The organism is Rhodococcus sp. ARC_M5 (assembly GCF_022810405.1).
Taxonomy (GTDB): Bacteria; Actinomycetota; Actinomycetes; order Mycobacteriales; family Mycobacteriaceae; genus Rhodococcoides; species Rhodococcoides navarretei.
This window is the reverse complement of sequence record NZ_JALGQE010000033.1, coordinates 1-15,236: the sequence shown is the minus strand read 5'-3', so window position 1 is coordinate 15,236 and position 15,236 is coordinate 1. Positions and strand designations below refer to the sequence as shown.

The 15,236-nt window shown below is 65.0% G+C and carries 16 protein-coding genes and 1 tRNA gene; 8 read left to right on the top strand and 9 right to left on the bottom strand.

The window, feature by feature from the left end; all coding sequences use genetic code 11:
* Nucleotides 1-81: 81 nt before the first annotated feature.
* A tRNA-Thr gene (locus MTX34_RS25270) sits at nt 82-153 on the bottom strand.
* 92 nt (nt 154-245) lie between these two features.
* On the opposite strand from MTX34_RS25270, the gene MTX34_RS25265 reads away from it, so the two are divergent.
* The gene (locus MTX34_RS25265; protein ID WP_243596683.1) at nt 246-1,709 is read left to right on the top strand and encodes a threonine/serine exporter ThrE family protein; all 1,464 of its coding nucleotides are present in this window, start codon (nt 246-248) and stop codon (nt 1,707-1,709) included.
* Nucleotides 1,710-1,719: 10 nt separating this feature from the next.
* Here MTX34_RS25265 and MTX34_RS25260 read toward each other — a convergent pair whose 3' ends face one another.
* Both MTX34_RS25260 and MTX34_RS25255 read right to left on the bottom strand, forming a co-directional pair.
* Nucleotides 1,720-1,980 carry an MbtH family protein gene (locus MTX34_RS25260; RefSeq protein ID WP_243596684.1) on the bottom strand — a complete coding sequence of 87 codons (261 nt, stop codon included), beginning with the start codon at nt 1,978-1,980 and terminating at the stop codon, nt 1,720-1,722.
* Nucleotides 1,981-2,070: 90 nt separating this feature from the next.
* Nucleotides 2,071-2,880 carry an alpha/beta fold hydrolase gene (locus tag MTX34_RS25255; RefSeq protein WP_243596685.1) on the bottom strand — a complete coding sequence of 270 codons (810 nt, stop codon included), beginning with the start codon at nt 2,878-2,880 and terminating at the stop codon, nt 2,071-2,073.
* A gap of 91 nt (nt 2,881-2,971) precedes the next feature.
* On the opposite strand from MTX34_RS25255, the gene MTX34_RS25250 reads away from it, so the two are divergent.
* Nucleotides 2,972-3,499 carry a general stress protein CsbD gene (locus MTX34_RS25250; protein ID WP_243596686.1) on the top strand — a complete coding sequence of 176 codons (528 nt, stop codon included), beginning with the start codon at nt 2,972-2,974 and terminating at the stop codon, nt 3,497-3,499.
* Between the two features lie 30 nt (nt 3,500-3,529).
* The gene (locus MTX34_RS25245; protein WP_243611188.1) at nt 3,530-4,183 is read left to right on the top strand and encodes a hypothetical protein; all 654 of its coding nucleotides are present in this window, start codon (nt 3,530-3,532) and stop codon (nt 4,181-4,183) included.
* A gap of 143 nt (nt 4,184-4,326) precedes the next feature.
* Here the strand turns inward: MTX34_RS25245 and MTX34_RS25240 are convergent, their stop codons facing one another.
* The 4 genes from MTX34_RS25240 to MTX34_RS25225 all read right to left on the bottom strand — a co-directional run bounded on the left by MTX34_RS25240 (nt 4,327) and on the right by MTX34_RS25225 (nt 8,943).
* Entirely contained in the window at nt 4,327-4,815 is a 489-nt protein-coding gene (locus MTX34_RS25240; protein WP_243611187.1) for an FBP domain-containing protein, read from the bottom strand.
* Nucleotide 4,816: 1 nt separating this feature from the next.
* A complete protein-coding gene (locus MTX34_RS25235; RefSeq protein ID WP_243596689.1) occupies nt 4,817-5,383 on the bottom strand; it encodes a TetR/AcrR family transcriptional regulator in 567 nt (188 codons plus the stop codon).
* A gap of 66 nt (nt 5,384-5,449) precedes the next feature.
* Nucleotides 5,450-7,198, bottom strand: coding sequence for an ABC transporter ATP-binding protein (locus MTX34_RS25230; RefSeq protein WP_243611186.1), 1,749 nt, complete (start codon nt 7,196-7,198; stop codon nt 5,450-5,452).
* Nucleotides 7,195-8,943: an ABC transporter ATP-binding protein gene (locus tag MTX34_RS25225; RefSeq protein WP_243611185.1), complete on the bottom strand. Its 1,749-nt coding sequence runs from the start codon at nt 8,941-8,943 to the stop codon at nt 7,195-7,197. Before MTX34_RS25225 ends, MTX34_RS25230 begins: the two co-directional genes overlap by 4 nt.
* A gap of 105 nt (nt 8,944-9,048) precedes the next feature.
* On the opposite strand from MTX34_RS25225, the gene MTX34_RS25220 reads away from it, so the two are divergent.
* From MTX34_RS25220 to rsgA, 3 genes are all read left to right on the top strand, one after another.
* A complete protein-coding gene (locus MTX34_RS25220; RefSeq protein WP_008710019.1) occupies nt 9,049-9,222 on the top strand; it encodes a hypothetical protein in 174 nt (57 codons plus the stop codon).
* 52 nt (nt 9,223-9,274) lie between these two features.
* A complete protein-coding gene (locus MTX34_RS25215; RefSeq protein WP_243596692.1) occupies nt 9,275-10,726 on the top strand; it encodes a trehalose-6-phosphate synthase in 1,452 nt (483 codons plus the stop codon).
* Nucleotides 10,727-10,873: 147 nt separating this feature from the next.
* Entirely contained in the window at nt 10,874-11,884 is a 1,011-nt protein-coding gene (gene rsgA, locus MTX34_RS25210; protein ID WP_243611184.1) for a ribosome small subunit-dependent GTPase A, read from the top strand.
* Between the two features lies 1 nt (nt 11,885).
* Here rsgA and MTX34_RS25205 read toward each other — a convergent pair whose 3' ends face one another.
* On the bottom strand, nt 11,886-12,116 hold the full coding sequence (locus tag MTX34_RS25205; RefSeq protein ID WP_243596694.1) for a hypothetical protein: 231 nt from the start codon (nt 12,114-12,116) through the stop codon (nt 11,886-11,888).
* A gap of 159 nt (nt 12,117-12,275) precedes the next feature.
* Between MTX34_RS25205 and MTX34_RS25200 the strand changes: the two genes are divergently transcribed.
* Together MTX34_RS25200 and MTX34_RS25195 are read left to right on the top strand one after the other, a co-directional pair.
* On the top strand, nt 12,276-13,691 hold the full coding sequence (locus MTX34_RS25200) for an MFS transporter (protein WP_243611183.1): 1,416 nt from the start codon (nt 12,276-12,278) through the stop codon (nt 13,689-13,691).
* Complete coding sequence (locus tag MTX34_RS25195; RefSeq protein ID WP_243596696.1) at nt 13,688-14,092, top strand: MarR family winged helix-turn-helix transcriptional regulator; 405 nt, start codon at nt 13,688-13,690, stop codon at nt 14,090-14,092. Before MTX34_RS25200 ends, MTX34_RS25195 begins: the two co-directional genes overlap by 4 nt.
* An 11-nt stretch (nt 14,093-14,103) precedes the next feature.
* Here MTX34_RS25195 and MTX34_RS25190 read toward each other — a convergent pair whose 3' ends face one another.
* Nucleotides 14,104-14,850, bottom strand: coding sequence for an FAD-binding oxidoreductase (locus MTX34_RS25190; protein ID WP_243596815.1), 747 nt, complete (start codon nt 14,848-14,850; stop codon nt 14,104-14,106).
* Nucleotides 14,851-15,236: the final 386 nt, after the last annotated feature.

Genomic DNA, 15,236 nt, shown 5'->3' with positions numbered 1-15,236 from the left:
GCTCGCGCAAGAAACGAGCGGCCGAAATAGGCCAAAAAGGGACGGCCCCAACCGTTTTCGCTGGTCAGGGCCGTCCGAACGAGCCTCCTAACGGGATTGAACCGTTGACCGCTCGCTTACAAGGCGAGTGCTCTACCGCTGAGCTAAGGAGGCAGTGAAGCGAGGCAATCATATCCGTTCATCGGACGCTCAGTGTCAACAGGTACCTTGTCGGTGGATCACCCCAGCTACGTGTAAAGACGGTCATGACTTTCCTGCAAGACCTGACGGCTTCGCTGAGCCGTCTCACCGGTGAGCGTCGGGCCACCATCGATACGCCGACCGCAGCGCCGTCACCTCTACGCCCGATCGACCTGACCGACGATGCGTCGGTCGCAGAGGTTCTGGACCTCGCGGTTCGCGTCGGCGAGGTGTTGCTGGCCTCGGGTACTTCGGCGGTGGATACGGCGACGCAGGTGCAGTTCATCGCCGCGAGCTACGGCCTCGCGCGGTGCGACGTCGACGTCACGTACAACTCGATCACCCTCAGCGCCCATCGTGGCCCGACGCGTCCTCCGGCGTCGACGATGCGCATCGTGCATTACCGCTCGATGGACTTCACGCGTCTGGCCGAGGTGGATCGTCTGATCCGTGCTGTGCGCGTCAAGATGATGCCGCCGAGCGCGGCGCTGGATCGGCTCGAGGAGATCACCAAGGCTCCACACCCCTACAACCGCTGGATTGCGACGTTCGCGTGGTCCGGCATGGCAGCGGCCGTGGGCGTCCTGCTCGGGGGTGGCCTCTTGGTGGCCGTGGTGAGCTTCCTGACGACGATGGTGATCGATCGAATCGGTCGGATCCTGAACCGAGCCGGTCTGCCGTTCTTCTTCCAACAGGTCGTCGGCGGGTTCATCGCGGCCACCCCGGCGATCACGCTCTACAACTTCCAGGACCAACTCAACATCAGCATCTCTCCGTCGATGGTCATCGCGGCCGGTGTCGTTGTGTTGCTGTCGGGCCTGTCTCTCGTCGGTACGTTTCAAGATGCGATCACCGGGGCCCCGATCACGGCGTCGGCCAGGTTCTTCGAAGTGTTGATGATGACAGCAGGAATCATCGCCGGTGTCGCGACCTCACTGCGATTGGCCGCCCTCATCGGCAGCGACCTTCCGCAGATCAGCAACCTGGCACCACCGGACATCCTGGAGGTACCGACGAAGGTGCTGGCGGGTGCAGCGGCGTCGTTGTTCTACGCACTGGCCACCTACGCCGAGCGGCGTGCGTTGCCGGCCGCGTTCATCGGCGGCTTCGCGGGCTCACTCGTGTACTTGCTGTCTCAGACGTTGACCGTCGGACCGATCATCGCCTCGGCCATCGCGGCGACCGTTGTCGGGCTGGCCGGTGGCCTGTTGGCACGTCGTGCACTGATTCCGCCGTTGATCGTCGCCGTGGCCGGCATCACGCCGTTGCTGCCCGGTCTGTCGCTCTACCGCGGCCTGTACGCGATCCTCAACGACCAACTGTTGCTCGGAATCAGCTCGCTGTTCGCGGCCCTGGGTGTCAGTTGCGGCCTGGCCGCGGGCGTGACCCTGGGCGAGTGGGGTGCCCGCACACTGCGTCGACCACGCATCCTCGCACGCACCGAGGAACTACTGCGCCCGACGCTTCGCCGCACAGAAGAACCGCGCCGACCGACAGTTCGTCGGCGGCGCGGTACGAGTCCTTCGTAGAAGGCGGAACTCAAGCCTCTGTGCTGGGTGATCCCTCAGCAGATGCGCGTGCAGCCGCGTCGGCCTCCATGGCCTCACGCAGGCTGCGCGGACGCATGTCGGTCCAGTTCTTCTCGACGTACTCCAGGCACGCGGCGCGGGTGTCTTCACCGAAGACGACACGCCATCCCTGAGGAACCTCGGAGAACGTCGGCCACAGCGAATGCTGGTCTTCGTCGTTGACCAGCACGAAGAAGCGTCCGTCTTCGTCATCGAACGGGTTGGTACTCATCTCGCCTCACTCGTCGCGAACGTTTGGTTGGTAAGTCTGCACCGTGAGGTGCCACACGACCCTAGCAACGCAGGTCGGGCGGTGGTGCCGTCAGGCCTTCAAGAAGCCGAGCAGTTCCGCATTGACGGCCTCGGGGCGCTCGAGATATCCGTAATGTCCCGCGTCTGCTATCTCCACGTACCGGGCACCGGGAATGGCGTCGGCCAGCTCCTTGCCCAGGTAAGGCGGGATCATCCGATCGTCGGCGAACCCGACCGACAGGCATGGCACCGACACACCGCGATAGGCCGCAGTTCGATCGAAATCGTCCTCCATCCCCAGCTGAGCACGCACGCCCGCGGACGGCGAGGAGGCCGAGAACTCGAACAGGTCCAGCCAGTCGCGTGCCCCGCGACCATCACGCAACGTTGCGGGCGACAGATTCATCACCGCCGTCACCGCCGCCGAGTAGGTGCCGGGGAGCTCGACGCGCTTGTCGTACAGTGCTCGCTCGCCGTGGGCGAGGGTCTTCTGGAATTCGTCGACGCGAGCATGACCGGCGAGGAACACGGCCTTGCGCACCAAGTCGGGCCTACTCAGAGCCAATTCCTGCGCGACGCGTGAGCCCATCGACGTTCCGACCACGTAGGCCTTCTCGTCGCCGTTGCGGACGAGCTCGATCAGGCCGGCTGTGTCGGCAACCATGTCCTCCATGGTGATGCCGTGCGAGCTCTCCGACGAGGGAGCAATGCCGCGGTTGTCGAACGTGCAGACCCGGTAACCCGCTGCTGTGAGCGCGGGCACCTGATGCAGTTCCCACACGCGGCCTGGGCTACCGGTGCCCATGATCAGAATTACCAGGTCGCCACTGCCCTTGACCTGGTAATTCACGTCGATGCCGTTGATCTTGGCGATAGGCATACGTCTCCTCACTGCTGATGTATTCGTCGGCGATCGTATCGTTCGGCACCGACCCGGGGTTACTCGAACAGCCAGTGGGTACCTGGGTTACATGACTGACGAGAACGTAGCGGGCGAAGCACGCAAGGGATTGCTCGACGGAATCAAGGGCAAAGCCAAAGAGGTCGTGGGCGCGGTCACCGGCAACGACTCGTTGACAGCCGAGGGCCAGTTACAGGCCGCCCAGGCGCGCGAGCACAAGGAAGCGCAGGCCACCGACCGGGTAGCGGAGGCGCAGGCCACCGAAGCCGGCGAGGAGCTGGCCGACGTGCGCACGGCTGCGGAAAGTCGACGTGAGGCGGCGGAAGAAAACGCTGCGGTGACCGAGGCGCAGGCAGACCGGGTGCGTGAGACGCAGGTAGCTGCGGCCGAGCAGAACAAGCGTGAGGCCGTGGCGCAGGAACGAGAGGCCGCCGAGGTCGACGCAACGGCCGAGCAGATCGAAGCCGCGGAGGAGCGACGCATCGAGCAGGCCGCCGCGGACTCGGACGAAATGGTCGCCGCGCAGAAGCACCAGGAAGCTCTTCTACAGGCCGAAGCCGATCGCAAGAAGGCCGAAGAGCTCCGCAACCAAGCCTGAACCACTACTGCATTACAGGAGTTTCGCTTCATGAGCGTTCTAGCCATACCACTGACCATCCTTCGTATTCAGTACAAGATTGCTCGAATTCCGTTGCAGCTCATCGAGACCAACGTCGTCGAGAAGATGAACGCGGAAGCACCCGCGCGCCTGGTGTACGAGCACACCCTCGGCTCGCTCGACCGCGCCGTCGGAAATCTGTTGGGAGACAGGAGCCTCGCCGACCGCGGTGAGACCCTCGTCGACAGCACCGAGAACCGTGCCGAGGCCGCGCGCCTCGACGCCGAGGCTCGGGCCAAGAAGACCGCAGCGGCAGACGAGCTGAAGGTGGCGCGGGAGACCGCCGAGAAGGATCGCCGCTCGGCCGACGCCGCCGCCCAGGAAGCCGCACGTGACGCGCGCCAGGAGGCCGAGCAGCGCAAGCGGGAGGCCGCTGAAGAAGCCGAGCGGGAAGCGGCTGCCAAGAAGAAGAAGGCCGACGAGCAGGCCGCTGCCACCGCAAAGGCCGCCGAGGATCGTAAGAAGGCGCAGCAGGCGCAGGTCGACAAGCAGGAGAAGCTGGCCGCAGCGCCGTCCGAGGCCGAATTGGCCGAGGCTGCAGAGCGTTCCGACGAAGCCGCCGCCAAGAAGGACGAGGCGGAGCGCATCGAGAAGCTGTTCATCGCGGAGAAGAACAAGGACTGACTTCAACTTATCGGCGAGTGACCTCGACTGGTCTGATCTCCGGTCAAGACCTCACACCATCTTTGCCGACTGCGCGCCCCTACTCGCATCCGAGTATGGGCGCGCAGTCGTCAATCGGGGCGCGCGGTCCCCACCCATGTTGATCAATCGAGAACGCGCGCGAGGAACGCGGCAATGTTGTCTTCGACTGCCGCGGTGCGGGTCTCGACATCGAAGTCTTCCTTGAATTGCCGTCCCAGCGCCGGGGTCTTCTTCTTTCGCGCATAGAGCGAGCACGCGAGGTCCGAGCAGATGTAGGTACCCACCGTGTTGCCACGCCTGCCGGAATCGCCGGCCTTCGCGGCAGCCATCAGCGACACCCCGCCGTTGGCGTGCGTGGTGAGGCAGATACTGCACATCTGAGCCTTGCGCGGACCACCTGGTGTGTAGCGCAACGAGATTCCGCACAGGCGATCTCCCGAAGGGACGACGATGTAGCAGCGCCCTGCCATCTTGGGGTCGACCCAACCGAGAAAGTCGAGATCGTCCCACGGCACGGCGTCGAACATCTCGGGAAGGGAGAGCCTGCCGGCGTCGCCCTTGGACGAGTTGACGAACGACGACCTGATGTCGCGTTCGGAGATCGGTTCCATGTCACTGCCTCCAGTGCTGTAGGAGTGTGTCGATTCCGTCGAGGATGCGAGCCCACGACTGCTGCGAGTCGGGTGCACTGTGAGCGAACGAGCCCGACGCATCCAGGCTGGCGTAGCCGTGAAAGACACTGCCGAGCAATCGAACTGCGTGTACCTGATCCTCGTCGCCGAGCTCGTACCCGCGGAGAATCGCCTTCATCATCGCCGAGTGACGCACTCCCGCACTCGCGAGAGCGGTCTCGTGATCGAGCGGAAACTGTGTCGCCGCATAGCGCCCGGGGTGTTCGCGTGAATAGTCGAGATACGCGTTGGCGACGGCAACCAAGGCATCCTTGCCTGCTCGGCCTGCCAGGGCCTCGGACACCCGGTCGGCCAGTTCCTCCAACGCCAGCAACGCAATCCCGACGTTCAACTCGTGCGCGTTCTTCAGGTGCGAATACAGGCTCGCCACCTTGACGTCGAAGCGCCTGGCTATCTCACTGGCGGTGACGCGATCGAAGCCGACCTCATCGGCCAGATCCGCTCCCGCTGCCACGATGCGCTGCGCGGTCAATCCTGCGCGTGCCATGTCGGCCTCCTCTGTTCGAGAAGACCGTAGCCGAAACTAACACCTATAGGCAAATAGCTAAAGCAATCACCGGCCCTGCCACGCCTCCCACAGCTGTGCGTATCGTCCACCGGCAGCGACCAGCTCGTCGTGCGGACCCTGCTCCAGAATTCTGCCGTGTTCGAGCACCACCACGCGGTCGGCGGCAGCAGCCTGGGTGAGGCGATGCGCGACGATCAACGTGCTGCGCCCCCTGGTCGCTGCTTCTGCGGCCGCTTCGAGGTCTCGCGCACCGGAACTGCCCGCTTCCGCGGTGGCCTCGTCCAGCACGGCGACGGCGGGATCGGCGAGAACCAGTCGCGTCAAGGCCAATTGCTGCGACTGGGCTGCGGTCAATTGGTGCCCGCCCTCGCCGACAGCAGTGTCGAGGCCGTTCTCGAGCGCCTCGACCCACCCCCATGCCCCGACGGTGCGCAGTGCGGCCTCGACGTCGTCACGACCGGCATCCGGGGCGGCGAGTAGCACGTCGTCGATCAATCGGCCGGCGAACACGTGCACTTCCTGGCTGACGATCGCCACGTGCCGACGTATTCCGTCGCTGCCCAGTGCATCCAGAGGTGCGCCACCGACTCGAACCGTCCCCGACGTCGACGCCATCGAGCCGGCCGCGATCGCCGCGATCGTGGATTTGCCTGCGCCGGTGGATCCGACGAGTGCGACGGTCTCACCGGCATCGACCCGCAGGTTCACTCCGTGCAGTACCTCGTGGCCGGACTCGTACTCGTGCCGCAGATCGGTGACGTCCAAGGTGGCGTCGGCAGGCACGGAACCGTCACCCACGGGTCGCTCGTCGGGGATGTCGATGACACCGACCAGCCGGGCCAGAGAGGCTCCGGCGGACTGGATGTCGTCGAATGTGAACAGCAGCGTGCCGATCGGATTGAACAGCCGGTGGAACAGCAGCGCTGCCGCTGTCGTCTCGCCGACGGTGACGTGATCGCCGCGCACGAGCAGGAATCCGGCCAACAGGATCACCGACAGCCCGACGCATTCGGCACGATTGTTCCGAGATGCGAATCGGGTGAGCAGGCGGAACACGTCGACACCGATGTCGCGGGCCTTTGCCGACGCCCGATCGATCTCTTTCAGATGCGCCGACTCGAGTCCGTACGCGCGAACGGTTTTCGCGCCCTGCATGCTGCTGACGAACGACTGCGCCCGCTCGCCCATCGCCACTCGTTCGGCCGCGTACTTCGGGGCCGAGCGCGGCAGATACCAGCGCAGCGCGAGGACATACATCGGCAGCGCGACGAGCCCGGCCACGCCGAGTCGCCAGTCGATGCCGAGCATCGTGATCATGCTCAGGCATACGAGCAGGAACGCGCCGACGAGCTGCGGGATCACCTCACCGATCGATTTCGCCATCACCGCGACGTCGTCGCCCACCCGGGAGAGCAAGTCGCCCTTGCCGACTCGTTCCAACGTGGCCACCGGCAGATGCAGTGCGCGCCGCACGACGGCCTCGCGCAACGAGGCCAGGATTCCTTCACCGAGGGTGCTGATGAGGTAGCCGCTGAACCCGGTGACGATGCCGCCGATCACCGCAGCCACCGAGATCACCACCACGACACCGATGATCGCCGACGGGTCCGCACCGTCGCGGACGCGGTCGACCAAGACCCCGAAGATATAGACCGGCACCAGCGACATCGCCGCGGCAATTGCGCCGAGCAGCAGCGTGACCGCCGTACGCGCCCGTCGTAGTCTCAGCTGTTCCAGTAGCCACTTCCCGGAGCGAGCGCCGGTGGCGATGGGAAGAAGTTCGGGGGCGGTCATCGCAGCACCGTCTCCTTGTACTGCGCGTCCGAGGATGCGAGATCGTGGTGCGTTCCCTCGGCGACGACGCGGCCGTCGTCGACGACGAGAACACGATGGGTCACCGACAGCAGCGCAGGGCTCGTGGTGATGAGGATGGTTGTCTGCGAGACGTTTCCGGTGTGCCGGAGTTCGGCGATACCGCGCGCGATGGCGTGCTCGGTGACGGCGTCGACGGCGGTGGTGGGGTCGTGCAGCACCAGGACCGGGGCGTCGACCGACAGTGCTCGCGCCAGTGCGACTCGCTGGCGTTGCCCACCGGACAGGCTGGCTCCGCGGTCGGTGACGGCATGATCGAGACCGGCATCGTGCAGTTCGACGACGTCGGTGGCCGCGGAGGCCTGCAGCACGACATCGAGTTCGGCGTCGGGCCGCTCCCGGCCGGCGGTGACGTTGCTGCGGACGGTGCCCGCGAACAGGTCGGTGATGTGGGGCTCGACGAGCACCGTCTCGCGGGCGCGTCGAAGATCGATCTCTCCCGCCGCAATGCCGCCGATACGAACCGATCCCGTGTAGTCGGCGTCGGAGATCTGACCGGACAGCAGCGTGGCGAGCGCTTCCCCGTCCTGCGGCCGGTAGGCGACCACGCCGAGCATCTCACCCGGTGCGGCCCGGAAGCCGAGGCCGTCGAGCGACCGGAACCGAACGTCGTCGACGGTCAGTTCGGTACCCACCGGAATTGCGGATTCCGACTGCGACAGAACGTGTTGCGCACCGAGCACCAGGGCGAGCCGGTCGGCCGATCCGCGCACCATCGCAACGACGCCGGGGATCCTCGCCAATCCGGTCAGGGGTTCGATGACGAACTGTGCGAGGCCGATGACGGTGATCAACTCACCGACCGATATGCGACCCTGCAGCGCGAACCAGCCTGCGGTACCGGCGATTCCGACGGCCAGCAGCGCGTTGACCGCCGCCGCGAGGCCCTGATAGACGTTGTTGGCGCGGGCCAGCTTCAGCGTCGCGGCCAACGCCGTTCGGCTCGACGTCACGAATCGCTCGGTCGCGGCATTCTCGGCCCCGATCCCGCGCAGGGGCCGTACTCCGCTCACCAGATCGGTGGCCATCCCCGATACCCCGGCGATCTCGGCCTGCTGCGCGGTGGCCGCACGAGTGAGCAACGGAGCGAGGCGCTGGAGCGCGATCAGGATCACCGGCGTCCCGATCACGACCGCCAGGCCCAGAGGAATGTCGATGACCAGCAATGCCACCGTGGTAGCGACGACCGCCACGGCCGACGCGAAGACCCGGGCGATCAGGTCGAGGATCCAGGACTCCTTCTCGGCGTCGGACGTCGAGACCGTCAGCAACTCCCCCGCCGACAGCTCGGTACGCACACCCCGCGGATCGAGAACGCGACCAGCGACCTCCACGCGCACCAGATGCGCCTCCCGCTCGATGGCGACGACGATGATGCGGGCACCGATGCGCCACGCGTACGACAGAGTGACGAACAAGGCCGCCAGACCGACCAGCGAGACGATCATCGCGGTCACGTCGCCGGTGTCGATGGCCCGCGAGACGATCAGTCCGATGGCCACCGGGACCATCGTTTCGCACAGTTGATGCACCCCGAACAGCAGTGACGAGACGATCAGGCGGGTGCGATGCCGTCGTACGGTGCGGCGCAGAATCGACGAGCCGGTGGCCGGAGGAGGCACTTCCACCACTGTCCGAGCATGGCGGAGCGGCACAGAATCGGTCATTTGCTGCAGCCTATGGCATCGGGAACTGGCGAGGGGACGCCACATTTACATAGAGTCGGGTCCAACGAACACCGTGTAAGCCCAGCAGAGAGTACGGAGAACACCATGCCTGCCAAGACCTCCACCGACAACGACATCGCCGACGAAGACATCGTCCCACTCGAGTACGAGACGGCCAGCCAGGCTCAGCGCGTCGTCGCCGCCTACGCGACCGATGCCGACGAATGCCGCATGTTGCTGTCGATGTTGGGTATAGATCCAGTAGCGAAGACCGACTGACAGGTTTTCGCAGGGCTGTTTACCCAGGGATCTACAAGCGGATTGGACAGTTGTGGCTGACGCCTCGCAGGGTTCGGATTTTGTCGTCGTAGCCAACCGGTTGCCGGTCGATCTGGAGAATCTCCCGGACGGGAGCACACGATGGAAGCGAAGCCCTGGCGGGTTGGTCACTGCTCTCGAACCGATTCTGCGCGCCAACAAGGGTGCGTGGGTGGGGTGGGTCGGCGTCTCTGACGTCGACGTCGAACCCTTCGTCGAGGACGGCCTACAGCTGCGCCCGGTGACGATCAGCGAGAAGGAATACACCCAGTACTACGAGGGCTTCTCCAACGCGACGCTGTGGCCGCTCTACCACGACGTCATCGTCAAGCCGGAGTACGACCGCGACTGGTGGAACGCCTACGTCGAGGTCAACCGCCGCTTCGCCGAGAAGACCTCCGAGGCCGCAGCACAGGGCGCCACGGTCTGGATCCAGGACTACCAGCTCCAGCTCGTTCCGAAGATGCTGCGGATGCTGCGCCCCGACCTGACCATCGGGTTCTTCCTGCACATCCCGTTCCCGCCGATCGAGCTGTTCATGCAGATGCCGTGGCGCACCGAGATCGTCGAGGGACTGCTCGGTGCCGACCTCATCGGTTTCCACCTGTCCGGCGGTGCGCAGAACTTCCTCTACCTTGCCCGACGCCTCGCCGGGGGAACCACGTCCCGCGGAACCGTCGGCGTGCGGTCCAAGTTGGGCGTCGTGCAGGTCGGCTTCCGGACCGTGCGAGTGGGCGCGTTCCCGATCTCCATCGATTCCGGTGACCTCGACACCAAGTCGCGCTCCAAGGCCGTCCGCGATCGCGCGAAGCAACTGCGCAAGGATCTGGGCAACCCCAAGCGCATCATGCTCGGCGTCGATCGCCTCGACTACACCAAGGGAATCGACGTTCGGCTCAACGCGTTCCGCGAACTGCTCGAAGAAGGTCGCGTCGATCCAGCCGAGAACGTCATCGTGCAATTGGCGACGCCCAGCCGTGAACGCGTCGAGAGCTACGTCGCGATGCGCGGCGAAATCGAGCAACAGGTGGGCCGCATCAACGGTGAATACGGCCAGGTGGGCCACCCCGTGGTGCACTACCTGCATCGGCCGATCCCCCGCGACGACCTACTGGCCTATTTCGTCGCGGCCGACGTCATGCTGGTCACTCCGCTGCGCGACGGCATGAACCTCGTCGCCAAGGAGTACGTGGCCTGCCGCAGCGATCTCGGTGGCTCTCTGGTGCTCAGCGAATTTACCGGTGCCGCAGCCGAACTGCGCCAGGCATACCTGTGTAATCCACACGACCTGGACAGCGTGAAGGACGCGATCATCGGCGCGCTCGAGCAGGAACCCGAGGCAGGAAAGCGCCACATGCGTGCCATGCGTCGGCAGGTGCTCGCGCACGACGTCGACCGCTGGGCCCGCTCCTTCCTGACCGCACTCGCAGCGCCGGCGGAGGGCACGAACCTCACGCAGCGATAAATCGCTTTCCTTCCCACCGTCGACGGCTGTAACTTTGCCGTCGACGGTTTTCTTTTCATGCGTTTTCACACGTGAGGAGGTGGGCATCGTGGCCACCTGGACGATTGCACCCCCGAGCCCTCGTTCCTCCTCCCCCAAGGATCTCGCATGTCTCCACTCGACCATTACGGTCTCGATCAGCACTGGCTGACCGAATTCGAAAAGCTTTCTCGGAAAACAATTCTCGCCCGCGTCGTTCAAGTCGACCGCGGTGAGTTCGACGCCATCACCGATAGGGGCCCCGTCCGCTGCTCCGGTACCGGAATATGCACCGGAGATTGGGTGACACTGGACTCGTTCAGGCTCGTTGCCACACTTCCCCGCCGGACGGCCATCGAACGCGCCTCGGCCGGATCCACCTCCGACACACAGGTTCTCGGAGCCAACGTCGACACCGTCGTCGTCACGGTCGCGTCGGACACCGCCCTCGACCTCGGTCGCGTCGAGCGCTACATCACCCTCGCCTGGGGCAGTGGCGCTGTTCCGGTTGTCGCGATCACCAAGGCCGACAGCGGCAGCGTTGCCGAAGAACTGGTGATGGAAGCTGCACCGGGCGTCACCGTATGCAGCACGAGCGCGCTGTCGGACGGCGGAATCGACTCACTGACAGCACATCTGCACGGAACGGTCGCACTGATCGGGCCGTCGGGATCCGGAAAGTCGACACTCGGGAACGCCCTGTTGGGCGGTTCGGTGTTCGCCACCGGTGCCACCCGGTCGGCTGACAGCAAAGGCAAGCACACGACGGTGCATCGGGAATTGGTACCGATCCCTTCCTCGGGCCTGGTGCTGTTGGACACCCCGGGTTTGCGTTCCGTGGGCGTCCAGGGATCGGAAGATGCTGTGGCGAGCGCCTTTTCCGACATCGACGAACTGGCCGCGACGTGTCGATTCGGTGACTGCGCGCACGAACGCGAACCGGGGTGCGCAGTGCTCGCCGCCGTCGATGCGGGCGAGCTCACCGAGAGACGCTTGGGCAACTACCGAAAACTGTTGCGGGAGAATGCTTGGGCGACTTCGAGGTACGACGCGAGAGCGCGGAGAGAGAAGTTGCGGGAGTACAAGCAGATCTCGAAGTCGCTACGTCAGAAATACGCCGCCGACGGCAGAACGCGGTAGGTCAACTCTCGTCGAACAGTGAGGGGCTGTCGACATCCGCCTCGGTCTGCCGGGCCGCACTCTCACTGCTCGACGCCTTCCGCACCACCTGGACCGTGGTGGTGCGTACCGACAAGCGGTGCCCGTCGTGGTGCTCGAGCAACGCCAGACCCTGACGAATCTCGAGTACCTTCCACGGGCCGGCATGCCCGGACGCCTGAACCAGGTCGCCTGGGGCGATCTCGGAAGCCACTGTTGTTCTCCATTCACCGAGCGAGCATTTCGGGGTCGAGCAAGTCTGTGACACACACCCTATCGGGCGCGCCCTGCCTGCAGCTCACTTGCTCGTCGAACAATTTAGGAGTACTCATGTAATAGTTATATAAATACAAGCATTAATGCGGAGGTGAACGTGGCCGAGCTGACTCGACGACACCGGTATCTCGTGCTCGGCATCTGCTGCCTGAGCCTGTTTCTCGTCAGCACCGACAACACGATCGTCAACGTCGCACTGCCATCGATGCGCGCAGATCTGAATGCATCGGTCTCTGGCCTGCAGTGGATCATCGATGCATACACACTGGTCGTGGCGTCACTGCTGATGCTCGGCGGCTCGATGGCCGACAAGTACGGCCGCAAGCGCTTCTTCCTCATCGGCACCGGAACGTTCGTCCTCGGCTCCCTGCTGTGCAGCGTCGCGCCGTCGCTCGGCTGGCTCGTCGCCTTCCGCATGCTTCAGGCGGTCGGTGGCTCGATGATGAATCCCGTCGCGATGTCGATCATCACCAACACCTTCACCGATCCGAAAGAACGCGCCGGAGCCATCGGCATGTGGGGTGCCGTCGTCGGCATCTCGATGTCGGCGGGCCCTGCGCTCGGCGGCGTGCTCGTCACCGGTGCCGGCTGGCAGTCGATCTTCTGGATCAACGTTCCCGTCGGTATCTTCGCGCTGGCGATGACCCTCAAATTCGTCCCGGAATCCAAGGCCGAGCACGCGCGGAAGTTCGATCCGGTCGGCCAGTTCCTCATCTTCGCGTTCCTCGCGTCTCTGGTGTTCACCATCATCGAGGGGCCTGCGAAGGGCTGGGGATCACCGCTGATCGTGCTCACCGGTGCCGTCGCCGTCGGCTCGCTCGTCGGGCTACTGGTGGTCGAGTCGCGGATCGAGGAACCACTGATCCAACTGAAGTTCTTCCGGAGCGCGCCGTTCAGCGGAGCGACGGTGATCGCGGTGTGCGCATTCGCGTCCCTCGGCGGATTCCTGTTCCTCAACACCCTCTACCTGCAGGACGTGCGTGGTTACTCGCCGCTGCATGCCGGTCTCTACACTCTGCCGATGGCCTTGATGACGCTGATCTTCGCGCCGATCTCGGGCCGCATCGTCGGCACCATAGGCGCGCGCGTACCACTGCTCGTCGCGGGAGTCGGCTTCGTGACCTCCGCGTTGATGCTCACCCGACTGACACCGACGACGTCGTTCGCGTGGCTTGCCGTCGCGTACGTGATCTTCGGAATATCCTTCGGCATGGTCAACGCCCCGATCACCAACACCGCCGTGTCCGGCATGCCGCGCAGTCAGGCCGGAGTGGCATCCGCCATCGCGTCGACGAGCAGGCAGGTGGGCCAGTCGCTGGGCGTGGCCGTCGTCGGTGCCATCGTCACCGCCGGCATCGTCGGTGAGATCTCCGACGGCTTCACCGCTGCCGCAGTTCCTGCGTGGTTCGTCATCGCGGGCGCAGGCGTGGTGGTCACCGTTCTTGCTGTGGTCACCACCGGGCGGTGGGCTCGGGCGACCGCCGATCGAATCGACCAGCCGGTGCTCGTATGACCGCCTCGGAGGCGGCCCTCGTCTGGCGCGAGATGCGCGCGCTGATGCTCGAGAAGCACGACACCCGACGGGCCGTCGCCGACGCCACCGGCATGAGCTTTCTGCGCGCCAAATTGCTCACCAAATTGCTGGCGGGTGATCGGACGGTCACCGAGCTGGCCGAGATTCTTGCGTCCGATGCGCCGTACGTTTCCCTCAACGTTCGAGAGCTCGAGAAGCGCGAATTGGTGGTGCGCACCGAAGATCCCACCGATCGCCGACGCCGCATCATCGGACTCACCGACACCGGCCGCCGCCTTGCCGAGAAGGCCAGAACGATCGCCGACGCTCCGCCGCCGGAATTCACGACGGTATCTGCGGCGGATCTTGCGCATCTGCGACGGATTCTGCAGCTGCCCTGATTTCTGAGCGTTCAGCGGCGGATGGCGTCCAGTGGGGTGCCGATCTCGACGAGCGCGCGCACGGTCGCCGCTTCCATTCCCGGTGAGCCACAGACCAGAATCTGGCGATCCGTGAACGGCCCCTGCGTGGCGACGACGTCTGCCACACTGCCTTCCCAGCAATGCTCGGGCTCGAAGAACGATGCGCTGGAACCGATCTCGGCATGAATGCGGTCGTTCCATCGATCCGACGCCCATGGCTCGTGCAATTGGTCCACGACTGGTACGACGGTCAACCACGGCAGTTCGGACGCCATCAACCACAGCATGTCCCCGGCATACAGGTCGCGAGGCGACTTGCCGCCGACGAACAGCGTCACGTTCGGTGGCCGCTCCCATCGCGTGAGGTCCAGCAGAATCGCGCGCAACGGAGCGAGGCCGGTGCCGCCTGCGATCATGACAACGTCGCGCCCCGAGTCGTCGACATGCAGTCCGCCCTGCGGATCGCTGATCCGCCACACATGACCGGGCCGCGTCTCGTTGACGATCGATCCGCTCACCCATCCGGCCGGAACGGCTCGGACATGGAACTCCAGTTTGCCGTCTCGCGAAGGCGGCAGCGCGGGTGAGTATCGCCGTGTCAGAGCAGCATTCTGGGGAACCGTGACCGACACCGACTGGCCTGCGGTGAACGGCACCGCGTCGCCTTCGAGTCTGATGACGGCGAGATCGTTCCGAAGGCGATGATATTGAACGACCGTCGAACTCCACGCCTGCATGCCGACCAGGATAGGGGTCGGCACCGGGTGTCTCGCAAACTCAGCGGTGGTGGCCGCCGCTGTGCCCGCTCGACTCCGCAAACGCGCGCGCGTTTGCCAAATTTCACCCGAATAGCGAACGAGAATGCGCGCACCTGACAAATGCGCGCGCGTTTGCGGGGATGTGCGCGGCAGAGACCCGCCGCCAGCTCCCGCGGACCCGCTCGACTCCGGTGGGCCCACCCTGCCCGAGGTTCGCCACCGTCGCCCGCCTCGCCGCCGCAAACGCGCGCGCGTTTGCTGAACGCCGCTCAATGTCAAGCTGTCTGGAGTCGGTTGTTGTTGATTCCGACGGTTGCGGGCGGTTGTGGTGTGCAGGGGCGGCGGCGGAACCGTTCGGGGTGTCG